Consider the following 20,227-nt stretch of genomic DNA (forward strand, 5'->3'; position numbering starts at 1 on the left):
CATCGTCAAAAAGTAACGGGAGGACTAAATCATGACGTCAGGATTTCTAGGCAGGACATTACTCGTCGCCGGAGCGTTCGCCATCGCTTCGAGCCAGGCCATCGCCCAGCAGGTGGCGGACGAGGTTTCGATCGTCGTCTTCGGGCCGCCTTCGCTGGGCGCCTTCCTGCCGCCGATCATCAAGGCGCAAGGCCTCGACACGAAGCATGGCCTCGATATCACCTTTGTCGAGCGCACGCCCGACGCCTATACCGCGCAGTTCAATTCGGGCGAGTTCCAGGTCGGCGGCAGCGCCGCTTTGCTGACCGTCGGCCTGGCGGAAGCGCGCGGCGTGAAGGCTACCTACCTCTTCAATCTGTTCGATTTCTGGGGCGCCGTCGTCACGTCCAACGACGAAGTGCAGACGCTGGCCGATCTCCAGGGCAAGGACCTCGCGGCGGCGGCCGGCACGACCAATTATGTCATGTTCAACTGGTTCGCGCGCCAGCAGGGCATCGATACCTCGAACGTCTCGATCGTCAACACGGCGACACCGGGCCTCGTCGGCTATGCGATGGCCAATCGCGCGGCAGCGGTTCAGCTCTGGGAGCCGGCCTACACCTCGCTTCTGGCTCAGCGCCCGGAGACCCGCACGCTCGATCTGAAGATTCAGGACGCCTGGAGCGAGTTCGCCGGATCGACCAACATCCCCTATCTCGGCGTGGCTGCCCATGCGTCCTGGGTCGAGGAGAATGAGGCGCTCGTTCCGCGTCTCTACGCCGCCTACAAGGACGCGGCCGACTGGGTCTCGGCCAATCCCGAGGAAGCGGCCGAGGTGATCGGCGCCAAGGGCACGCCCGAGGTCCGCAAGAATTACGCCGATCTCATCCGCAACAACGACCGGCTCGGGCTGAACGTCCAGTGGGCCGGCGACGTGGCCACCGAGATCCGCAAGGTTTACGAGGCGGGCACCTCGATCGACTATCTGCCGTCCATGCCGACGGACGCGACCATCTATTCCGGATCGGAGAAACCATGACCAGCGCGACATCGGATAACGCGCCCGTGCGCATTCCCGGGATGGCGAGCCTGAAGAATATCGCGATGACGGCTGCTCCCTTCGCCGTGATGGCGTTGGTGTGGCAGTTCGGCTCGCTCTTCTTCCCGCCCTATCTCTTCCCGTCCCTCGTGGACGTGTTTTGGAGATGCCTCGATATCCTGACTGACTGGTCGGCATTCTCCGACGTCCTGGCGACGGCCGGCCGCATCCTGGCCGGTCTTGCCGGAGCCTTCATCATCGGCTGCCTGCTCGGCTTTTTGATCGTTCAGTCGAAGCTGGGCGATCGCTTTCTCTCGCCGGTCCTGATCTTCTTCCAGGGCATACCGGCGCTCTCGTGGGTGGTGTTCGCGATCATCTGGTTCCACGGCGTGGAGTTCCGGATCCTCTTCATCATGGTCGTGACGACATTGCCCGCTTTCACCTTCCAGGTGGTGGGTGCGCTGCGGGCAATGCCCAAGGACCTGCTCGAGATGGTGATGAGCTTCCGCCCGACGCGGCTCAAATTCTTCAGGGTGATGATCTTGCCGGCGGTGCTGCCGGAGATACTCACTTCCTGGAAGGTCAATCTCGGCAACGCCTCGCGCGTCGTGGTGGTCGCCGAGCTGGTCGGCGCTTCCGGCGGTGTCGGATATCAGCTGCTTCAACAGCAGCAGCTTTTCGACATGGCCGGCGCGCTCGCATGGACGCTGCAGCTCGTCTTCTTCGTCCTGCTCTTCCAGTGGGTGCTGACCCTCATCGAAACCTTCGCCTTCCGCTATCGCGCAGTTTCGGAGCGAGCGCTATGAACATGGCAGTACAGAACAAGATCCCGGAAATCCGCTTCGAAAACGTCTCAAAGCAGTTCGGAAATCCCGATTCACCGCTCGGCGTTTTCCAGGCTGTCGACGATCTGTCGCTCGATATCAATCAGGGTGAACTGGTGGCCCTGCTCGGCAAGACCGGCTGCGGCAAGTCCACCATGTTCAACATGATCGCGGGCTTGTCGGAGCCATCGAAGGGAACGGTTGTCGTCTCCGGACAGAATCCGTTCAAGAACTTCGACTGGTTTCGCGGCAAGATCGCCATCGTCTTCCAGAACGACCGTCTTCTGCCGTGGCGCACGGCCGTTCAGAATGTCGAGCTCGGGTTGGAGATGCTGGAAGTTCCAAAGGCCGAGCGCCACGAAGCCTCGATGCACTGGCTGAACAAGCTCGGCCTTGCCGGCCACGAGAACGACTATCCGCACGCGCTCTCCGGCGGCATGCGCCAGCGCGTGTCGATTGCGCGTGCCTTCGCAACCAACGCCGAACTTCTCCTGTGCGACGAGCCTTTCTCGGCGCTTGATGAGATCACCGCCCAGAAGCTTCGCACCGAATTCGCCCGCCTCGTACGCGAAAACGGCAAGACGGCCGTGTTCATCACCCACTCGATCAACGAAGCCTTCGACATCGGCGATCGTATCATCGTGCTGAAGCGCCCGGCGCGGATCGCGCATGACATTGAGCTTTCGAGCAACATGAGTGGCGATGAGAAGGAGAAGATTCGCGAAACGATCAAGGCGTCGCTTTCGCAATGAACCGCGTATGGGCGGGCTATCACGCCGCCCGCACGAGCCGGAGAAAGAAATCGTCAAGCCTCGGCGTTCGTGCTTCGGGGCTAGGGAACCTTCGTTGACTTGGCGCAGATCGTCGGCTGTGAAAGACTTCGCATGCGCGTCGACTACGACATTGCCATGGAGATCGCTTCGCACGAGGCGATTGCGCGCGCCAGGCTACAAGAACAGCAAAATGTAGGGCGGCGACCGTGGTCAATCGAACTCGGTCCGTGTGTCTATGTCTGGGCGTTCGGCAACGGGCTGTCCGCGAGGCGTTCGCCGACATGACCAGGCCATAGTTCCTGCAATGCTTTCTTTGCCGGTGGAACAGAAGCGCGATCAGTAAGGCGACGTGGGCGTCTCGACCTCGGGACGCAGGCCGAGATGGGCGACCAGCTCCTGGGACGCGGCGCGCCCGGCGCGATTGGCGCCGATCGTCGAGGCCGAAGGGCCGTAGCCGACCAGATGCACGCGCGGATCCCTGGCCGCCCGCGTCGCCAGCCGCCCCGTCATGACGATGCCGCCATTGTCCTCGCGAAGGCCGAGCGGGGCGAGATGGTCGAGAGCGCTGCGGAAGCCCGTAGCCCAGACGATCGCGTCGACGGCTTCTTCCCGCCCGTCGGTCCAGTGGATTCCCGTTTCCGTGATTTCGGAGAACATCGGCAGGCGGTTCAGGACGCCGCGTGCACGCATAGCCGCGATCGACGGTGTTTCGGGTATGCCCGTCACCGACACGACCGAGCCCGGAATGAAGCCTTTTCGCACGCGCTCCTCAACGCGTGCCACCGCCAAGCGGCCCGCCTCCTCGGTAAAGTCGCCCGGGCGGAACTCCGGTTCGCGCCGCGTGACCCATATTGTCGTCGCCACGTGCGAGATTTCGTCCAGCATCTGCAACGCCGAGATCCCCGCTCCGACGATGGCTACACGCTGGCCGGCGAACTCGTCTGCCGAGCGATAGTCTCGCGTATGTATCTGGCGGCCGTGAAATAGCTCCCTGCCGGGATAGTAAGGAACCTGTGGCGCGTCCCAGGTCCCGGTTGCGTTGATGATGCCGCGCGCTGAAAAGGTTTCGCGGTCGGTCTCGATGCGGAAACGGTCGCCGCGCGCGCAAACCACGCCGACCGTCACCGGACGATAGACCGGCAGGCTGAACCGCTCCTCGTAGGCCTTGAAATAGGCAGGCACGGCTTCGGCGGCGCGTACTTCCGTCTGCGCCGGGTCTAGCACTTCGGCGAACCCCATCCCCGGCAGATCATGCAGTCGGTTGATCGTTTTCATGGTCAGGGTCGGCCAGCGGAATTGCCATGCCCCTCCGGGCCGCGGCGACTTGTCGAGGACGACGAAACCGCGGCCGGGCGCGAGCCCGATCTTCTGCAAATGATAGGCCGACGACAGGCCTGCCTGCCCGCCGCCGATGATCACGATGTCAACTTTGTATGCAATATTGTCCATTGAAGATCATCACCGACATCACGTCAGGTCCGGCTTGAACGGCAGGCCCGAACCCGATTCTGAAGGAAATCAGTTCCGGCGGCCAGCCGCAATGATGCGGTCGCCACCATCGGGAGCCGGGCAAGGCTGCACCTCGCCCGGACCACTTCAGCCAATACCGCTTACGCCAGCGGCTTCAGGCCCGCCTCGATCTGTGCCCGCCGGGGCTCGAGAAATGGTGGGAGGGAAAGCCTCTCACCCATCGTCTCGAATGGCTCGTCCACGGCAAATCCCGGTCCGTCGGTTGCGATCTCGAACAGGTTGCCGCCCGGCTCGCGGAAATAAAGCGAGCGAAAATAGTATCGCTCGACCTCGCCGGAACTGGGGACGCGGAACTCGTTCAGCCGCTCCGCCCACTGATGGATCGTGCCGACGTCAGGCGTGCGGAATGCGACATGGTGAACGCCGCCCGCGCCCTGGCGCGCCACGGGCAGATCGGGTTGAACCGCGACGTGCAGTTCAGCCGCTGGCCCACCCTGACCCATCTTGAACACGTGCACCTGTCCGCTGCCGTCGGGAGACGCATAGTCCCGCTCCCGGATCATGTTCATGACCCTGGTCAGCACGATCTCGGTGTTGGCGAGATCGGGCACGGATATGGTGATCGGGCCGAGCCCCCTGATCTGGTGTTCGGCGGGCACGGGGCTGCGATCCCATGGATGTGCCTCACTGGGCTGGTCGGCGGTGAGACGCAGTCGCTGGCCTTCCGGATCCTCGAAATCGAGGGTGGCGCGGCCGTCGATCCGGCCGATTTCACCGGCCGTCACCTTGTTCTCGCTCAGATGGCTCGCCCACCAGTCGAGGCTCGCCTCATTGACCCTTAGCCCGGTCTGGCTGATCGAATGGGTGCCGCGTCTTTCGCGGGCAACCGGCCAGTCGAAAAAGGTGATGTCGCTGCCGGCGCTTCCAGCCCCGTCCGAAAAGAACAGATGGTAGGCGGAGGTATCGTCCTGGTTGACGGTCTTCTTGACGCGCCGCATTCCGAGCGTCTGAGTGTAGAAGCGGTTGTTGGCCGGCGCATCGGCGGTGATCGCCGTCAAATGGTGAATGCCTGTAAGGTCCATGGCTGTCTCCTTTCGACCATTGACGTCCATATCGACACTATCCTGGTTTGATACCAGAGCCTGGGGAGCTAATCTGGCGTTCGAAAATTTCGAACCCGGACAGGGATGAGTTCGTGCCATGCGTTACAATCTGGATGAGATCGAAACCTTCCTGAGCGTGATGGAACTTGGCTCCATCACCGCCACGGCGGCACGGCTGAACCTGTCGAAATCAGTCGTCTCGAAACGGATCTCGGACTTCGAGGCGAATGTCGGCGCTCCGCTTTTCCGACGCAATGCGGGCCGTATCAGCGCGACGGAAAACGCCATGCGCCTGAGCGAAAGGCTGCGCCCGGCGCTGAGGGAATTGATGCAGGCTGCCGAAAGCGCGGCATGGGGCATGGACGGCGCGGCGCCGCTCGTCGGGTCGCTGTCGATCGCCGCGCCGATGAGCTTCGGAACGATGCATCTGGGGCCGATCCTGGCGCGGTTCGCCATGGCGCACCCTGGCCTCAGCTTCCATATCGACTATGACGACCGAACCCATGATCTGGCACGCGAGGGGTTCGACATCGGCATCCGCATCGGCGAGGCGCGCGACTCGGCGCTGATCGCGCGCAAGCTGTGCGACGACCGGCAGATCGTCGTCGCAAGCCCGGACTATCTGGCGCAGGCCGGCACGCCGCAAACGCTGGCCGATCTCGCTGGCCATCAGACCATCGGCTATGCCCACATGGCCGACAGCCAGCTCTGGCAGTTCCGCGACGGCAGCCGGTTCGTTTCGCCCCATGTTGGCGGTCGGCTGGTGCTCAACAACGGCGAGGCGATGCGCGACATGGCGATCGCCGGCCTGGGGCTGGCTATGTTGCCGGGCTTCATCGTGGCCGATGCGATCGCCAAAGGGCGGCTTCGGCAAGTCCTGGCTGACAGGGAGACCCGTTCATTGCCGGTGATGGCGGTCTGGCCTCACATCAGCCCGATGCCGGCTAAGCTGCGTGTGCTGATCGATCATCTGGCCTTTGAACTGGCAAACGGGCGCCCCTGGAGAGGACAACTCGACGCCCCTAATGACCCGGTGTCGAGGTGAGACGCCTAACTCGAATATTCGAGCAGCGTTGAAACGAGCAATAGTCGGATCTCCCGCTTCCGGAAGGTTCTATCGCTGCAAAAGGGGAGGTGGAGAGCCCTCAGTCTCTTCCATTGCCAGCGTGTACCACGCTGGGGGGCTTGCGGCAAGGCCCCGCTCCTAGTCTATGAGCGCTGCCCTAAACCTGAATCCGAGGAATAGGGAAAACCGAAATGCGTATATTGTTATCGACTTACGGGTCGCGCGGGGACGTCGAACCGATGGTGGCCCTGGCGGTGGCACTGCAGGCACTTGGTGCACAGGTGCGCGTGTGCGCACCGTCGGACGGGGAGTTCGCTGAACTGTTGGCCCGCGCCGACGTGCCATTCGTGCCATTTGCGAGGTCGTGGCGCTCGTGGGCGGAAAGCCGGTCGAGTTCCGAGGAGCGCGTCCCGAGCGTGGACGATTTCGTAACCGGATACATCGCCGCGACATACGACACGCTCGCAGCGGCAGCCGAGGGGTGCGACCTGTTCGTGGCAAGCGGCATGTTGCATTTCATCGCGCAATCGGTGGCCGAGAACGTGGGCGTTCCTCATCGGTTCGTGATTTTCTGTCCGAGCCTGCTGGGCGCGCAGGGTTGGCACGCTTTGGTCAACGCGCCGCTCAACGCCCATCGGGCGTCGATAGGCCTGCCGCCGGTGAACGACGCCCGAACGTTCCTGTTCACCGATCATCCGTGGTTGGCGGCGGACCCGATCCTTAGTCCGGAGCAGGAATCCGGAGACGTGCCGGTCGTGAGGACGGGCGCGTGGCTCTTGCCGGACAATCGACCGCTCCCAGCGGCTCTTGCGGCCTTCCTAGACGCCGGCACCCCGCCGGTCTATGTCGGCTTCGGCAGCATGCGCCTCCCGGAAGAAAGCGCGCGTATCGCCATCGAGGCCGTCCGTGCGCAGGGTTCTCGTGTGCTCCTTGCTCGCGGCTGGGCGGATCTGGGACCGATCGATGCCCGGGACGACTGTTTCGCGGTGGGCGAGATCAACCAGCAGGCTTTGTTCGGGCGCGTGGCGGCCGTGGTGCATCACGGCGGCGCGGGCACGACGACGACCGCGGCGAAGGCCGGCGCACCTCAGGTAATCGTGCCCCAGGCCGCGGACCAGCCGCGCTGGGCAAGCCGGGTGATCGAGCTGGGCATCGGCGCTGCCCAGGATGGTCCGGTCCTGACCTTCGAGGCCTTGTCAGCCGCCCTCGAGGCAGCACTGTCTTCACAGACCCGCGCGCGGGCGACCGCCGTGGCTGGCAAGATGCGCACGGACGGGGCGACGGTGGCGGCAAAGCTGCTGCTCGAAACGATCAGCCGGAAGGCCGCCAGGGCGGGCGTGAACCACTCGGACCATCGGGCAACGAGTTCGCCGGCGATTGATCGGCGGCTATCCTGCGAGGATATTCCATCCGATTGGGATATGTGGTCGCCCGCGCTGGCCGACCACCGCGGTCAACGATGAGAACTACGTTCACGCTGTATAGATGACCCTCAAGGGCCTGCCGGAACTTCGACCGCCCGTTCAAGATTAAGCGCCTTTCCGAGCCCCTATTCCTCCCGCGCCACGTTGCTTAGGGGAGAGGTATTGCCATCGGCGAACCCCCGATATCGAAGATGACTTCTGTTGAGATGCGCGCGCATGGCCTCGCGTGCCTGTTCGGGATTTCCTGTGCTGATCGCTTCGCAGATGGCTCGGTGCTCCGTCACGGTGTTCTGAATGTATTCCGGTGTGACCAGCGCGGGGTTGAGCGCTTTCGAGAATGCAGGCTGGGGGAGTATCTGCAGGCTCATCAGATTGAAGAACTCTATGAAGGCGCCGTTGTTCGTCGCTTCCGCGATCGATCGGTGAAACACGAAGTCGAGATGGTCGAGTGCGGCTTCATCGTCCAGCGACGCTTCGAACTGACGGGCGGCATTCCAGATATTCGATTCCTGCGCCCAGGAGCGCCGGGCTGCGGCAAGGCCGGCCGCATGCACCTCGAACGCCATCCGCAGTTCGAGAAGGTCCATGAACGAGGTCTTCAGCCGACGCAGCGGCGCAAGCGCCGCGCCGGAATCGAAGCTGTTCGGGTCTTCCGGCTGCGGCACCTCGCGCACGAACACACCGACGCCGTGGCGCGCCTCGACGACGCCGTCGGAGCGCAGCGCAGACACGGCCTCGCGGATGACCGTACGGCTGACGCCGAATTGCTGGGCCAGCTCGTTGAGCGAGCCGAGCTTGTCACCTTCGCCGATCCGGCTCTCGATGATGTGCGCCTTGAGTGCCTGTATGGTCCGGCTTGTCAGTGTGTCCAAGGTTCACCCGCTAACTGCTTCGCATTCTTCACGCGATGCCCGACTGATAGGCATTCTCTGCCTTTCTGACAAGGTATCACGACCTTGCAATGTGATGCTATCTCCATGCGCAGAATGAGCGTGCAAGAGTGCGCACACCATCAGTGAGAGCGCCTGGAAAGTGGCGTGCCGTACCAGTTTTTCTCCTGATCGGACTCAAAAAAATTTCCGACGGTTGCGAACTTTAGTATGGGATTCCGCCAAATGGAACTGGCTAGTAATTTGAAATAAAAGATTTTTTGGTGACGGCTTGCGAGTGTTTGCATAGAGATAGTATCTCTAACTTCCTTATTGACAAGAGATACTATTTCGATAATTTCGGCCTCTAGAAAAGAGAGCCGACGCCGTCCTTGAGTGGATGAGGGCGCAACGGCTCCGGGAACGAAATCTCGCGCTTTGTGGCGCACGCAAAAATCAGGTGGAAACTGCTATGGGTGACGTCGCCGCACGCCTCTCCAAGCTCGGAATCGCATTGCCTTCGATTGCCCCGGCTTCGGGCAATTACATTCCCTATCGGCTGGCCGGCAATCTTCTGTTCGTTTCGGGTCAGATCCCGAGGATCGACGGGGTCGAGCACTTCGTTGGAGTCGTCGGGCGGGACATTTCCCCGGAAGACGCCTATCAAGCGGCCCGGCTTTGTGCGCTGAACCTCGTGGCTCGGGTCTATGCCGCTCTTGATGGTGATCTCGATCGGGTAGAGGCCTGCGTTCAGCTTCGCGGCTTTGTCAACGCGCCCGAAGACTTCCGGGACCATCCGGCTGTCATTGACGGCGCTTCCGACCTGCTCGTTGAAATCTTCGAAGAAAAGGGACGCCACACGCGCACGGCGCTGGGCGCCGGATCGCTTCCGCGCGGCTCGTCCGTCGAGGTCGATGCCGTATTTGAAGTCGCAACAAAGTCCTGAAGACGACAGGAAGGGGAACTGCCTATGGGCGATACCGCGAACGCCGGAAAAACCATCGAGATGATCGGAGTCAACAAATGGTATGGCTCGCTGCAAGTGTTGAAGGCCATAGACCTAAGCGTCGCTCGTGGCGAACACATCATTCTCTGTGGTCCGTCGGGTTCGGGCAAGTCCACTCTCATCCGCTGCATCAACCGCCTGGAGGAAATCCAGGAGGGCACGATCGTCGTCAACGGTACCCGGCTTAACCAGAAAGGCTCGAATGTCGATCATATCCGGCGCGATGTCGGCATGGTGTTCCAGCAGTTCAACCTCTTTCCCCACCTGACGGTGCTTGAAAATTGCATGCTGGCCCAGCGCCGGGTGCGCAAGTCATCCGCGGCCGAGGCCAAGGAAAAGGCCATGCGCCATCTGGAGCGCGTGCATATCGCCGAGCAGGCGCTGAAATATCCCGCGCAACTTTCCGGTGGCCAGCAGCAGCGCGTGGCGATCGCCCGCGCGCTCTGCATGGACCCGAAGATCATGCTGTTCGACGAGCCGACCTCGGCGCTCGATCCCGAGATGGTCAAGGAAGTGCTCGACACGATGGTCTCGCTCGCCGACGACGGCATCACCATGATCTGCGTCACCCACGAGATGGGTTTCGCCCGGGCCGTCGCGCATCGCGTCATCTTCATGGACCGCGGCGAGATCATGGAAAGCGCCAAACCGGAGGAGTTCTTCAGCAATCCGAGCCACGAGCGCACCAGGGCGTTCCTCAGCCAGATCCTCAATCATTAGGGCGGAGGCGGTCGATGCAATATTCCTTCGATTTCGCTCCGGTTCTCTCCGCCTGGCCCATGTTCCTGGACGGCGCCATCCAGACGCTCCGGATGTCGGCGATCTCGATGGTTGCGGGGCTGACGCTCGGGATCATCTTCATGCTGATGCGCATGAGCGGGTTCGCTCCTCTCCGCACGGTCGCGATTGCCTATATCGAGCTGATCCGCAACACGCCGTTTCTCGTGCAGGTCTTCTTCATCTATTTCGGCATGCCGGTGCTCGGCATCAGACTGGGTGGCGAACAAGCGGCCATCCTCGCCATGTCGCTCAACTGCGCGGCCTATGCCGCGGAGATCGTGCGCGGCGGTGTGCAGTCCATCCAGCCCGGCCAGGTCGAGGCGGGAAGGGCGCTAGGCCTGCACACGATCGACATCTATCGCTTCATCGTTTTCCGCCCGGCGATCCGTGCCGTCTACCCGGCGCTTTGCAGCCAGTTCATCCTGATGATGCTGAATTCGAGCCTGGTTGCGTCGGTTTCAGCGGAAGAGCTGACCTACATGGCACAAACCCTCGATGCGCAGACGTTCCGCAGCTTCGAGATCTATTTCGTGCTGGGCGCGATCTATCTCCTGCTGTCGCAGTTCTTCTCCGTCGCGCTGCAATTCATCGGCAGATCCTACTTCTCCTATCCGACAAAGTGAGGCGGAAGCGATGATCCGTGAATTTGGTTTCGCAGAGTTCCTTTTTCTTCTGGAAGGCGCCCGCTGGACGATCATTCTCTCGCTCCTCGCCTTCACTTGCGGCGGCGCGCTCGGCCTCGCGGTCGCACTGGCTCGCACCAGCAAGTGGGCGCTGCTGCGCGGGCTGACGGCGGTCTATATCCAGATATTCCAGGGCACGCCGCTGCTGGTCCAACTGTTCTTCGTCTATTTCGGCATGCCGTTGCTTGGCCTCAAGGTGGATATCTGGGTGGCCTTGACCGTCGGATTGTCGCTCCACGCCAGCGCTTTTCTCGGCGAGATCTGGCGCGGCAGCATCGAGGCGGTGCCCGCCGGCCAGAGCGAGGCCGCCCGTGCGCTGGGCATCGGTTATTTTCACCGCATGATCGACGTGGTTCTGCCGCAGGCGTTTCGCATCGGCCTTCCCGCCACCATCGGCTTCATGGTCAACCTGATCAAGGGCACGGCGCTGGCGGCGTTGCTTGGCCTCACCGAGCTTACCCGCTCGGGCCAGCTCATGGCGAACATCACCTTCCAACCCCTGCAAGTCTACGGGGCGGTCGGGCTCGTATACTTCTTCATCTGCCTACCCCTGACCTACTTCAGCGCAAGAGTCGAGCGGCGCCTCAACGCCGCCCGATGACAAGAAGAACGCACAACCAAAGCCAACAGAGGTACCAATATGTTCAATTCAGCACTGACCAGTTCATGTTCCAGGGTCCTGTCGGGTCTCGCGGCTGCCCTGCTGGTGGCGACCGCCTTCGCGACCGACGCCGATGCCGTCACCCCGGACGAGATCAAGGCCAAGGGCACGGCGGTCGTCGGCGTCCAGATGGATCAGTTTCCTTGGGGTTTCATCGATCAGAACGGCCAGAACGACGGCTTCGACATCGAGATCGCCAAGCTTATCGCCGAGGAACTCGGCGTCGATGTGAAGTTCGAGCGTATTACCGGCCAGAACCGCATTCCGCTGCTCGTCAACGGCAATGTCGATTTCCTTGTCCCGTCGATGACGATCACGGAAGAGCGCGCCAGGGTCATCCAGTATGTCATCCCCTATTCGTCGAACGACATCACCGTCTGGGCGAAGAAAGATGCGGAGATCACGGGCAACGAGGATCTCGGCAACTATGTCATCGGCGTAAATCGCGGCAGCGTGTTCGAACCGGTCCTTGTAAAGGCCGCTCCGCCGAACACCGAAATCAAACGCTTCGACGATGATGCCACCACGGTTCAGGCGCTTCTCTCCGGGCAAGTCGACGCGATCCTCGGCAGCGTCACCTATGGGCTCGTCATCGAACAGACAGGTCACGGCGCGACATACGAGCGCAAATACAAGGTGGCGGACAATTTCCAGGGTATGGCGGTGCGCAAGGGCGACCAGGAAATGCTGGATTTCCTCACCGACTTCGTCACCCGTCACACCGCGGACGGCTCTCTCGACACGCTCTACGAAAAGTGGATTGGCGTGGAACGCGCCGATCTGCCCATCACGCTGCCGGGCATCGATTTCACCGGCAAGCAGTAACGCTCTGGCCCTGCGCGACTGCGCAAGCCGCCGCGCGGGGCCCCAGAACAATCAACAACCGAAGAGCTCACGGCTTCCGCCCGTTCGCGGGCGGAGACTGGCCGCTGCACGTCGAAGTCAAGCCTCACCGGGCGGCGCAACAACAGCTCGCTTATGGAGCACTGCAAGAAAATGACGAAAGATGGCAAGCAGATCAGGGTCGGTGTCGATATCGGCGGCACCTTCACCGACGTTGCGATGGAGGTAGGCGCCGCGCTCCATTCGATCAAGGTACTGACGGACTACTCGTTCCCCGAGAACGCGATCGTCAAGGGAATCCGCCAGGTTGCCGACATCGCGGGAGTGGCGCTCTCCGAGATCGACACGATCATTCACGGCACGACGCTTGCCACCAACGCGCTGATCGAGCGCCGCGGAGCGAAAACGGCCTTCATCACCACGAAGGGCTTCCGCGACGTCATAGAGATGCGCACGGAAAGCCGTTTCGAGCAGTATGATCTCGACATCGTGCTGCCGGCGCCGCTGGTTTCCCGCAACGAACGCTTCGTTCTCGACGAGCGTATCGGTGCCGACGGCTCCATTCTCAAGGCGCTGGATCCTGACGAAGTGGACGCTCTCTGCGACCGCATCGTTGCAGCCGGCTACGAGAGCGTGGCGATCGGCTTGATCCACTCCTATCTCAACGATGCGCATGAACGAGCCGTGCGCGAACGCCTGCTGGCGAGGAAGCCGGATATTTCCGTTTCCATCTCGTCGGAAGTCTCGCCGCAGATGCGCGAGTTCCAGCGCTTCAACACGGTCTGCGCCAACGCCTTCGTCAAGCCGCTGATGGCCTCCTATCTCAACCGCCTGGTCGGCCGGCTGACGAAAGAAGGCACAAGCTGCTCGGTCTTCATGATCCATTCCGGCGGCGGCATCATCAGCGTGGAAAGCGCGATCGAATTCCCGGTTCGCCTCCTGGAATCCGGCCCTGCCGGGGGGGCGATCTTCGCGGCCCATATCGCGAGCAGCTACGGTCTCGATCAGGTCCTGTCGTACGACATGGGCGGTACGACGGCGAAAATCTGCCTGATCGAGAAGCAGACGCCGAAAACGTCGAAAACCTTCGAGGTCGCCCGCACCTGGCGCTTCAAGAAGGGTAGCGGCATGCCGATCTCCATTCCGGTGATCGAAATGGTCGAGATCGGCGCCGGCGGCGGCTCCATCGCAACCGTCGACGGCATGCGTCAGATCCGTGTCGGGCCGCACAGCGCCGGCTCCGAGCCTGGGCCTGCCTGCTACGGCCGCGGCGGCGAGAATCCGACGGTCACCGACGCCGACCTGATCCTCGGTCGTCTGGACGCCGACGAATTTGCCGGCGGCACGATGAGGCTCGACCGTCCGGCCGCGGACACCGTGATGGATCACGGGGTCGCCTCCAGACTGAATACCGATGTCGCGACGGCAGCCTACGGGCTCAGCGAAGTGGTCGACGAGAACATGAGCAACGCCGCCCGCATGCATGCGGTCGAGAACGGCAAGGAACTCTCGGAGTTCACCATGATCGCTTTCGGTGGGGCGGCGCCGATCCATGCCGCGCGGCTTTGCGAGAAGCTCGGCATATCGGAGCTGGTGATCCCGCCCGGCGCGGGCGTCGGCTCGGCCATCGGCTTCCTGCGCGCGCCCTTCGGTTTCGAATCCGTCCGCAGCGCCTATAGCCGTCTGAGCCGGTTCGACGCGAAGGCGATCAACCAGACCATCTCGGACCTGATCGCGGAGGCGACGTCCTTCGTCCGGTCGGGCGCGCCGGACGCGGAGCCCGATCTCGAATGCACGGCCTACATGCGCTATGTCGGCCAGGGCTGGGAAGTGCCGGTGACGATCGAGGTGCGCGACTATGCCGATGGCGACGGTGTTTCGTTTCGCGAGCTGTTCGACCAGCAATATGAACATTTCTTTGGCCGCACCATCGATGGGCTCGACGTCGAGATCGTCAGTTGGTCGCTGCGAGCCAGCTCGAAGGTCATTCCGCCGGAACGCATCGGCAGGACCGCCAAGGGAGCAGCCGCGATCGCCCGCGGGGCGCGTGAAATATTCGATGTCCAGGAAGGTAGCTTCCAGAAGGCGGCGATCGTTTCCCGCCAGGACATGAAGCCGGGCGACTGGGTCGCCGGGCCCGCCGTCATCACCGAACGCGAAACCTCGACCATCGTCACGGCGAGCCGCGAGGTCGTCATGCAGGCCGATGGCTGCCTGCTCGTGTGCGCCAAGCAGGCCGCCTGAACGGAGTAGGAACCATGAAAACCAATGCGCTTTCCGACGTCCGCATGCAGATCATGTGGAACCGGCTGATCTCCGTGGTCGAAGAACAGGCCGTCACGCTGATCCGCACTGCCTTCAGCACCAGCGTGCGTGAATCTGGCGATCTGTCCGCCGGGGTGTTCAACCGCGGCGGCAAGATGATCGCCCAGGCGGTGACCGGCACGCCCGGCCACGTCAACGCCATGGCCGAGGCCGTGGGGCATTTCATCCGCGACATCGGGCCCGACAACATCTTCGAGGGCGACGTCTATATCACCAACGATCCGTGGAAGGGCACCGGCCACCTTCACGACTTCACCGTCGTGTCGCCGAGCTTTCGCAACGGCGTCCTGGTCGGCTATTTCGCCTGCACCGCGCATGTGGTGGACGTCGGTGGCCGCGGTTTTGGCCCGGACGCGAACGAGGTCTACGAAGAGGGCATCTTCGTTCCGATCATGAAGTTCGCCGAGCGTGGCAAGGTCAACAACGACCTCGTCAACATCCTTCGCAACAATGTGCGCGAAAGCCATCAGGTGGTGGGCGACGTCTATTCCCTCGCTGCCTGCAACGAAATCGGCCATCGTCGCCTGATGGATATGATGGAGGAATTCGATCTCGCCGATCTGGAAATGCTGGCCGACTTCATCTTCAAGCGTAGCTACGATGCGACATTGGAGCGGATCGCGGCGCTGCCGAAGGGATCCTATTCCAATGTGATGCGCGTCGACGGTTACGGTTCGCCGATCGACATCGCCGTTCGTCTCGACGTGGCGGAGGACCATATCGTCGCCGATTTCGAAGGCACGTCGCCGCCAAGCCCGAAGGGCATCAACTGCCCGATCATCTATTCCGCGGCCTATGCCTGCTACGGCCTGAAGTGCTCGATCGCGCCGGAGATCCCCAACAACCACGCTTCGCTCCTGCCGTTTCGCGTCACGGCGCCGGAAGACTGCATCCTCAATGCGCAGCATCCGGCGCCTGTCTCGGTGCGTCACGTTCTCGGCCATCTCGTTCCCGACGCCGTGCTGGGTGCCGTTCACAAGATGCTGCCCGGTCGCGTGCCGGCCGAGGGGGCGGGCGCTCTCTGGAACCTGCATGTCAGCGTGCGGCCGCTTCAAGGCGACAAGGCACCAGTCGACGGCAGGCAGCGCGCCGAGGTGCTTCTGTTCAACAGCGGCGGCGCCGGTGCGCGTTCGACGCTCGACGGCCTGAGCGCCACGGCATTCCCGAGCGGCGTGCATTCGATGTCGATCGAGGCGACGGAACATGTCGGTCCGGTGATTTTCTGGCGCAAGGAACTGCGCGATGGGTCGGGCGGCGCCGGCCAGTTTCGCGGCGGTCTCGGCCAGGTGGTGGAAATTTCGCCGACGGAGGGCCACGAGATGCATTTCAATGCGATGTTCGACCGCATCGAGCATCCGGCGCGCGGTCGCAATGGCGGCGAGAACGGTTCGCCCGGTGCGGTGCTGCTCGATGACGGCACGCGCCTTGCCGCCAAGGGACGTCAGCATGTGCCGGCAGGGCGCCGGCTCATCCTCGAGCTTCCTGGCGGTGGCGGCTATGGCCCGGCCGACAAACGCGATCCGGCCGCTGCCAGGCGCGACAGGGATTTCGACTACGTCGTCGCTAGGTAATCCTCCCGGAGGCCGGGCGAAACGTGAGCGTCGTCCGGCCCAATGCGAAACCTGAAGGGAACCGGAGATGAAATTCGAGAACACGCGCGCTGCGGGTATCAAGTCGTCCCCGAGCATGGCGATCGCGATGACCGCCAAGAAACTGGCGGCTGAAGGCCGTGACATCATCGATCTGTCGCTCGGCGAGCCGGATTTCGAGCCGCCGGCTCACGTCGCCGATGCCGCCTGCGCCGCGATTCGCGGAGGCAGGGTGCGCTATGGCGTTCCGGCGGGAATGGAAAGCCTGCGCCAGGCGATCGTCGGCAAGTTCAAGAGGGAAAACCAGCTCGACTATGCCGTCGACGAGGTGATGGTCGCCAATGGCGCCAAGCAGATCCTGTTCGACGTGTTTCTCGCGACGCTGGAGCAGGGCGACGAGGTCGTCATTCCCACGCCGTGCTGGGTATCCTACGGCGACATCGTCTCACTGCATGGCGGCGAGCCGGTTTACGTCGATTGCGGGCCGGACGCCGGCTTCAAGATCACTGCCCAGACGCTGGAGGCTTCGATCACGCCGAAGACCCGCTGGCTGATGCTGAACTCGCCGTCCAATCCGACAGGGGCGATCTACAGCGCCGACGAGTATCGATCGCTTGCTGAAGTGCTTGCACGTCACCCACGGGTTCTGATCGTCTCGGACGAAATCTACGAGCACATCCTCTTGAAGGACGTGCCCTTCATATCCTTCGCGTCGGCCTGCCCGGAGCTGCGAGAGCGGACGCTCATCGTCAACGGCGTCTCCAAGGCCTATGCGATGACCGGCTGGCGCGTGGGCTATGCGGCCGGCGCGAAGAGCCTGATCGCGGCACTCAACAAGATGCAGTCGCAAAGCGTGACTTCCGTCTCGACCGTCGCGCAGGTTGCGGCGCTTGCCGCGCTGAACGGCGATCAGGCTTTCGTAGCCACGGCTGCCAAAACCTTCGCCGGTCGGGCGAAGCTCATTGCTGAACGGCTGGTCGAGATCGACGGCATCGATTTCACGCCGCCCGACGGCGCCTTCTATGCCTTCATCGGCGTCGGCCGGTTGCTGGGCCGGAAGACGGCAGCCGGGGAGGTCATCTCCGACGATACGACCTTCGCCTCGCACCTGCTTCGGGAGTTCGGTCTGTCGAGCGTTCCGGGCGCGGCGTTCGGCGCTCCCGGGTTCATCCGCCTGTCGATCGCGGCGTCCGACCGTGAACTGGAGGGCGCCTGCCAGCGCCTTGCCGCGATGGTGCGGTCAATCAAGGCCTGAGAAATGTTTTCGGCAACCAGATCAACCAGGAAGCTTCAACCGTCTCCGATGCTTCCTTCAAAGGAGGGTTACACCCATGAAAACTGAAGAACTGAAGCATGTGCTCGGCGCCGGCCTGCTTTCCTTCCCGGTGACGCATTTCGATGCGGAGGGCAGGTTCAATGCGAAAAGCTATGGCGAGCATGTCAATTGGCTGTCCGGCTTCGAGGCGGCAACTCTGTTTGCCGCCGGCGGCACGGGCGAGTTCTTTTCGCTCGCGCCGGAGGAAATTCCGCAGATCGTGCGCGTCGCCAAGGAAGCCGCCGGCAAGACGCCGATCGTGTCCGGTTGCGGCTATGGCACCGACGTGGCCGTATCGATCGCCAGAGCGGTCGAAAAAGCCGGAGCCGACGGCATCCTGCTTCTGCCGCACTACCTGATCGATGCGCCGCAGGAAGGCCTTTACCGGCACATCAAGGCGGTGTGCCGGGCGACGGGCATGGGCGTGATGGTCTATAACCGCGACAATTCCGTTCTCCAGGCCGATACGCTGGCGCGACTTTGCGACGAATGTCCGAATCTCGTCGGCTTCAAGGACGGCACCGGCGACATCGGCCTCGTCCGGCAGATCACAGCCAAGATGGGCGATCGCCTGACCTATCTCGGCGGCATGCCGACGGCGGAGCTTTTTGCGGAAGCCTATCTCGGCGCCGGGTTCACCACCTATTCCTCGGCCGTTTTCAACTTCGTGCCGGGATTGGCCGTGGAGTTCTACAAGGCGCTGCGCGCCGGGGAGCGGACCAGGTGCGAGGAAATCCTGATCGATTTCTTCTACCCGTTCATGGCGATCCGCAACCGCGCGAAGGGCTATGCCGTGTCGGCCATCAAGGCAGGCGTGCGCCTGCAGGGCTTCGATGCCGGTCCCGTTCGTCCGCCACTGCAGGATCTGACGGCGGAGGAAATGTCGGTGCTGGAAACCCTGATCGGGGAACACAAGCGTCAGTGAACAAACGGAGCGCCCTCATCTCCGTGATGAGGGCGTTCCACCTGCCGCCCATATCCGCCGCCTTGGAATCCGGAGAACTCATGACCATCCACCAGAACCTGATAGCCGGCGAATGGGTCGGATCGGACGCGATCAACAACATCAATCCGTCGAACACGAATGACGTGGTGGGCGATTATGCCCAAGCCTCCGCCGAGGATGCGATGGCGGCGATCGTGGCCGCGAAGGCGGCATTCCCGGCCTGGTCGCGCTCCGGCATCCTCGAGCGGCATGCGATCCTGAGAAAGACCGCCGACGAGATTCTCGCCCGCAAGGACGAGCTCGGTCGGCTGCTCTCGCGCGAGGAAGGCAAGACACTCGCGGAAGGCATCGGAGAAACGGTGCGCGCCAGCCAGATCTTCGATTTCTTCGCCGGCGAAGCCTTACGCCTTTCCGGCGAGACGCTGCCTTCCGTCCGCCCGAACATCGGGGTCGAGATCAGCCGCGAACCGGTCGGCGTCGTCGGCATCATCACACCGTGGAATTTCCCGATAGCCATTCCTGCCTGGAAGATCGCGCCGGCGCTCGCTTATGGCAACACCGTCGTCTTCAAGCCGGCCGAGTTGGTGCCCGGCTGCGCCCATGCGATCGTCGACATCCTTCACCGTGCCGGCCTGCCGAAAGGCGTGCTCAACCTTGTCATGGGCAAGGGCTCGGTTGTCGGCCAGGCGATGCTCGACAGCCCGGATGTCGACGCCATCACCTTCACCGGTTCGACCGTGACCGGCAAGCGCGTCGCCAGCGCATCGATCGAGCATAACCGCAAGTTCCAGCTCGAGATGGGCGGCAAGAACCCCTTCGTCATCCTTGACGATGCGGATCTCGACATTGCCGTCGAGGCGGCGGTCAACTCCGCCTTCTTCTCGACGGGCCAGCGCTGCACCGCCTCCTCGCGGCTGATCGTCACCGAGGGGATCCACGACCGCTTCGTCGCGGCAATGGGCGAACGGATGAAGCATCTCGTCGTCGGCGACGCGCTGAAGGCCGACACCCATATCGGCCCGGTCGTCGACCAGAAGCAGCTCGACCAGGACGTCGACTATATCGCCATCGGCAAACGGGAGGGCGCGAGGCTTGCCTTCGGCGGCGACCTTGCGCGCCGCGACACGCCCGGCTTCTATCTCCAGCCGGCGCTCTTCACCGAGGCGACGAACCGAATGCGGATTTCGCGCGAGGAAATCTTCGGTCCGGTCGCTGCGGTGATAAGGGTGAGGGACTATGACGAGGCGCTCGCCATTGCCAACGACACGCCCTTCGGATTGTCGTCCGGCATCGCCACGGCGAGCCTCAAGCATGCGACGCATTTCAAGCGCCATGCCGAGGCCGGCATGGTGATGGTGAACCTGCCGACGGCGGGCGTCGATTTCCATGTGCCCTTCGGCGGCCGCAAGCAATCGTCCTACGGGCCGCGCGAGCAGGGCAAGTATGCCAGCGAATTCTACACCGTGGTGAAAACCGCCTATACGTTTGGGTGACGGCTTTCCACGCTGCTCGCGGGCGGGGAAGCCCCGGCT

Annotated in this window: 19 protein-coding genes; 16 read left to right on the top strand and 3 right to left on the bottom strand. The window is 62.7% G+C overall.

The features are described 5' to 3' along the window. Positions 1-31: 31 nt before the first annotated feature. The 4 genes from XW59_RS11050 to XW59_RS11065 all read left to right on the top strand — a co-directional run bounded on the left by XW59_RS11050 (position 32) and on the right by XW59_RS11065 (position 2,900). Entirely contained in the window at positions 32-1,018 is a 987-nt protein-coding gene (locus tag XW59_RS11050) for an ABC transporter substrate-binding protein (protein ID WP_047145231.1), read from the top strand. Beyond that, positions 1,015-1,824 (top strand): ABC transporter permease subunit, encoded by an 810-nt coding sequence (locus XW59_RS11055; protein ID WP_052958120.1) that lies wholly within the window; start codon positions 1,015-1,017, stop codon positions 1,822-1,824. Before XW59_RS11050 ends, XW59_RS11055 begins: the two co-directional genes overlap by 4 nt. After that, positions 1,821-2,594, top strand: coding sequence for an ABC transporter ATP-binding protein (locus tag XW59_RS11060; RefSeq protein WP_246666060.1), 774 nt, complete (start codon positions 1,821-1,823; stop codon positions 2,592-2,594). Before XW59_RS11055 ends, XW59_RS11060 begins: the two co-directional genes overlap by 4 nt. 99 nt (positions 2,595-2,693) lie before the next feature. Further along, positions 2,694-2,900: a hypothetical protein gene (locus XW59_RS11065; protein ID WP_136068156.1), complete on the top strand. Its 207-nt coding sequence runs from the start codon at positions 2,694-2,696 to the stop codon at positions 2,898-2,900. Positions 2,901-2,951: 51 nt separating this feature from the next. Here XW59_RS11065 and XW59_RS11070 read toward each other — a convergent pair whose 3' ends face one another. Beyond that, positions 2,952-4,064, bottom strand: a complete 1,113-nt coding sequence (locus XW59_RS11070; RefSeq protein WP_047145230.1) for an NAD(P)/FAD-dependent oxidoreductase — start codon at positions 4,062-4,064, stop codon at positions 2,952-2,954. 161 nt (positions 4,065-4,225) lie between these two features. Further along, positions 4,226-5,167, bottom strand: a complete 942-nt coding sequence (locus tag XW59_RS11075; protein ID WP_137327012.1) for a ring-cleaving dioxygenase — start codon at positions 5,165-5,167, stop codon at positions 4,226-4,228. Positions 5,168-5,285: 118 nt separating this feature from the next. Here XW59_RS11075 and XW59_RS11080 point away from each other — a divergent pair, with 118 nt between their 5' ends. Further along, positions 5,286-6,233, top strand: coding sequence for a LysR family transcriptional regulator (locus tag XW59_RS11080; protein ID WP_047145229.1), 948 nt, complete (start codon positions 5,286-5,288; stop codon positions 6,231-6,233). 212 nt (positions 6,234-6,445) lie between these two features. Next, complete coding sequence (locus XW59_RS11085; protein WP_082137548.1) at positions 6,446-7,717, top strand: glycosyltransferase; 1,272 nt, start codon at positions 6,446-6,448, stop codon at positions 7,715-7,717. An 86-nt stretch (positions 7,718-7,803) separates the two neighbouring features. Here the strand turns inward: XW59_RS11085 and XW59_RS11090 are convergent, their stop codons facing one another. Then, positions 7,804-8,550: a FadR/GntR family transcriptional regulator gene (locus XW59_RS11090; protein ID WP_047145228.1), complete on the bottom strand. Its 747-nt coding sequence runs from the start codon at positions 8,548-8,550 to the stop codon at positions 7,804-7,806. A 469-nt stretch (positions 8,551-9,019) separates the two neighbouring features. On the opposite strand from XW59_RS11090, the gene XW59_RS11095 reads away from it, so the two are divergent. The 10 genes from XW59_RS11095 to XW59_RS11140 all read left to right on the top strand — a co-directional run bounded on the left by XW59_RS11095 (position 9,020) and on the right by XW59_RS11140 (position 20,188). Further along, the gene (locus XW59_RS11095; RefSeq protein ID WP_047145227.1) at positions 9,020-9,493 is read left to right on the top strand and encodes a RidA family protein; all 474 of its coding nucleotides are present in this window, start codon (positions 9,020-9,022) and stop codon (positions 9,491-9,493) included. A gap of 24 nt (positions 9,494-9,517) precedes the next feature. Further along, complete coding sequence (locus tag XW59_RS11100; protein WP_047145226.1) at positions 9,518-10,273, top strand: amino acid ABC transporter ATP-binding protein; 756 nt, start codon at positions 9,518-9,520, stop codon at positions 10,271-10,273. A 14-nt stretch (positions 10,274-10,287) separates the two neighbouring features. Beyond that, positions 10,288-10,956: an amino acid ABC transporter permease gene (locus XW59_RS11105; protein ID WP_047145225.1), complete on the top strand. Its 669-nt coding sequence runs from the start codon at positions 10,288-10,290 to the stop codon at positions 10,954-10,956. Positions 10,957-10,966: 10 nt separating this feature from the next. Continuing rightward, the gene (locus XW59_RS11110; RefSeq protein ID WP_047145224.1) at positions 10,967-11,617 is read left to right on the top strand and encodes an amino acid ABC transporter permease; all 651 of its coding nucleotides are present in this window, start codon (positions 10,967-10,969) and stop codon (positions 11,615-11,617) included. 39 nt (positions 11,618-11,656) lie between these two features. After that, a complete protein-coding gene (locus XW59_RS11115) occupies positions 11,657-12,502 on the top strand; it encodes a transporter substrate-binding domain-containing protein (protein WP_047145223.1) in 846 nt (281 codons plus the stop codon). 171 nt (positions 12,503-12,673) lie between these two features. Then, positions 12,674-14,764: a hydantoinase/oxoprolinase family protein gene (locus XW59_RS11120; RefSeq protein ID WP_047145222.1), complete on the top strand. Its 2,091-nt coding sequence runs from the start codon at positions 12,674-12,676 to the stop codon at positions 14,762-14,764. Between the two features lie 14 nt (positions 14,765-14,778). After that, a complete protein-coding gene (locus XW59_RS11125) occupies positions 14,779-16,416 on the top strand; it encodes a hydantoinase B/oxoprolinase family protein (RefSeq protein ID WP_047145221.1) in 1,638 nt (545 codons plus the stop codon). Positions 16,417-16,483: 67 nt separating this feature from the next. Next, positions 16,484-17,689, top strand: a complete 1,206-nt coding sequence (locus tag XW59_RS11130; protein WP_047145220.1) for a pyridoxal phosphate-dependent aminotransferase — start codon at positions 16,484-16,486, stop codon at positions 17,687-17,689. Between the two features lie 76 nt (positions 17,690-17,765). Further along, positions 17,766-18,674, top strand: coding sequence for a 5-dehydro-4-deoxyglucarate dehydratase (gene kdgD / locus XW59_RS11135; protein ID WP_047145219.1), 909 nt, complete (start codon positions 17,766-17,768; stop codon positions 18,672-18,674). Positions 18,675-18,754: 80 nt separating this feature from the next. Then, on the top strand, positions 18,755-20,188 hold the full coding sequence (locus tag XW59_RS11140; RefSeq protein ID WP_047145329.1) for an aldehyde dehydrogenase family protein: 1,434 nt from the start codon (positions 18,755-18,757) through the stop codon (positions 20,186-20,188). The last annotated feature ends 39 nt before the right edge of the window (positions 20,189-20,227 follow it).

Source organism: Aquamicrobium sp. LC103, from assembly GCF_001014615.2.
GTDB lineage: Bacteria > Pseudomonadota > Alphaproteobacteria > Rhizobiales > Rhizobiaceae > LBCQ02.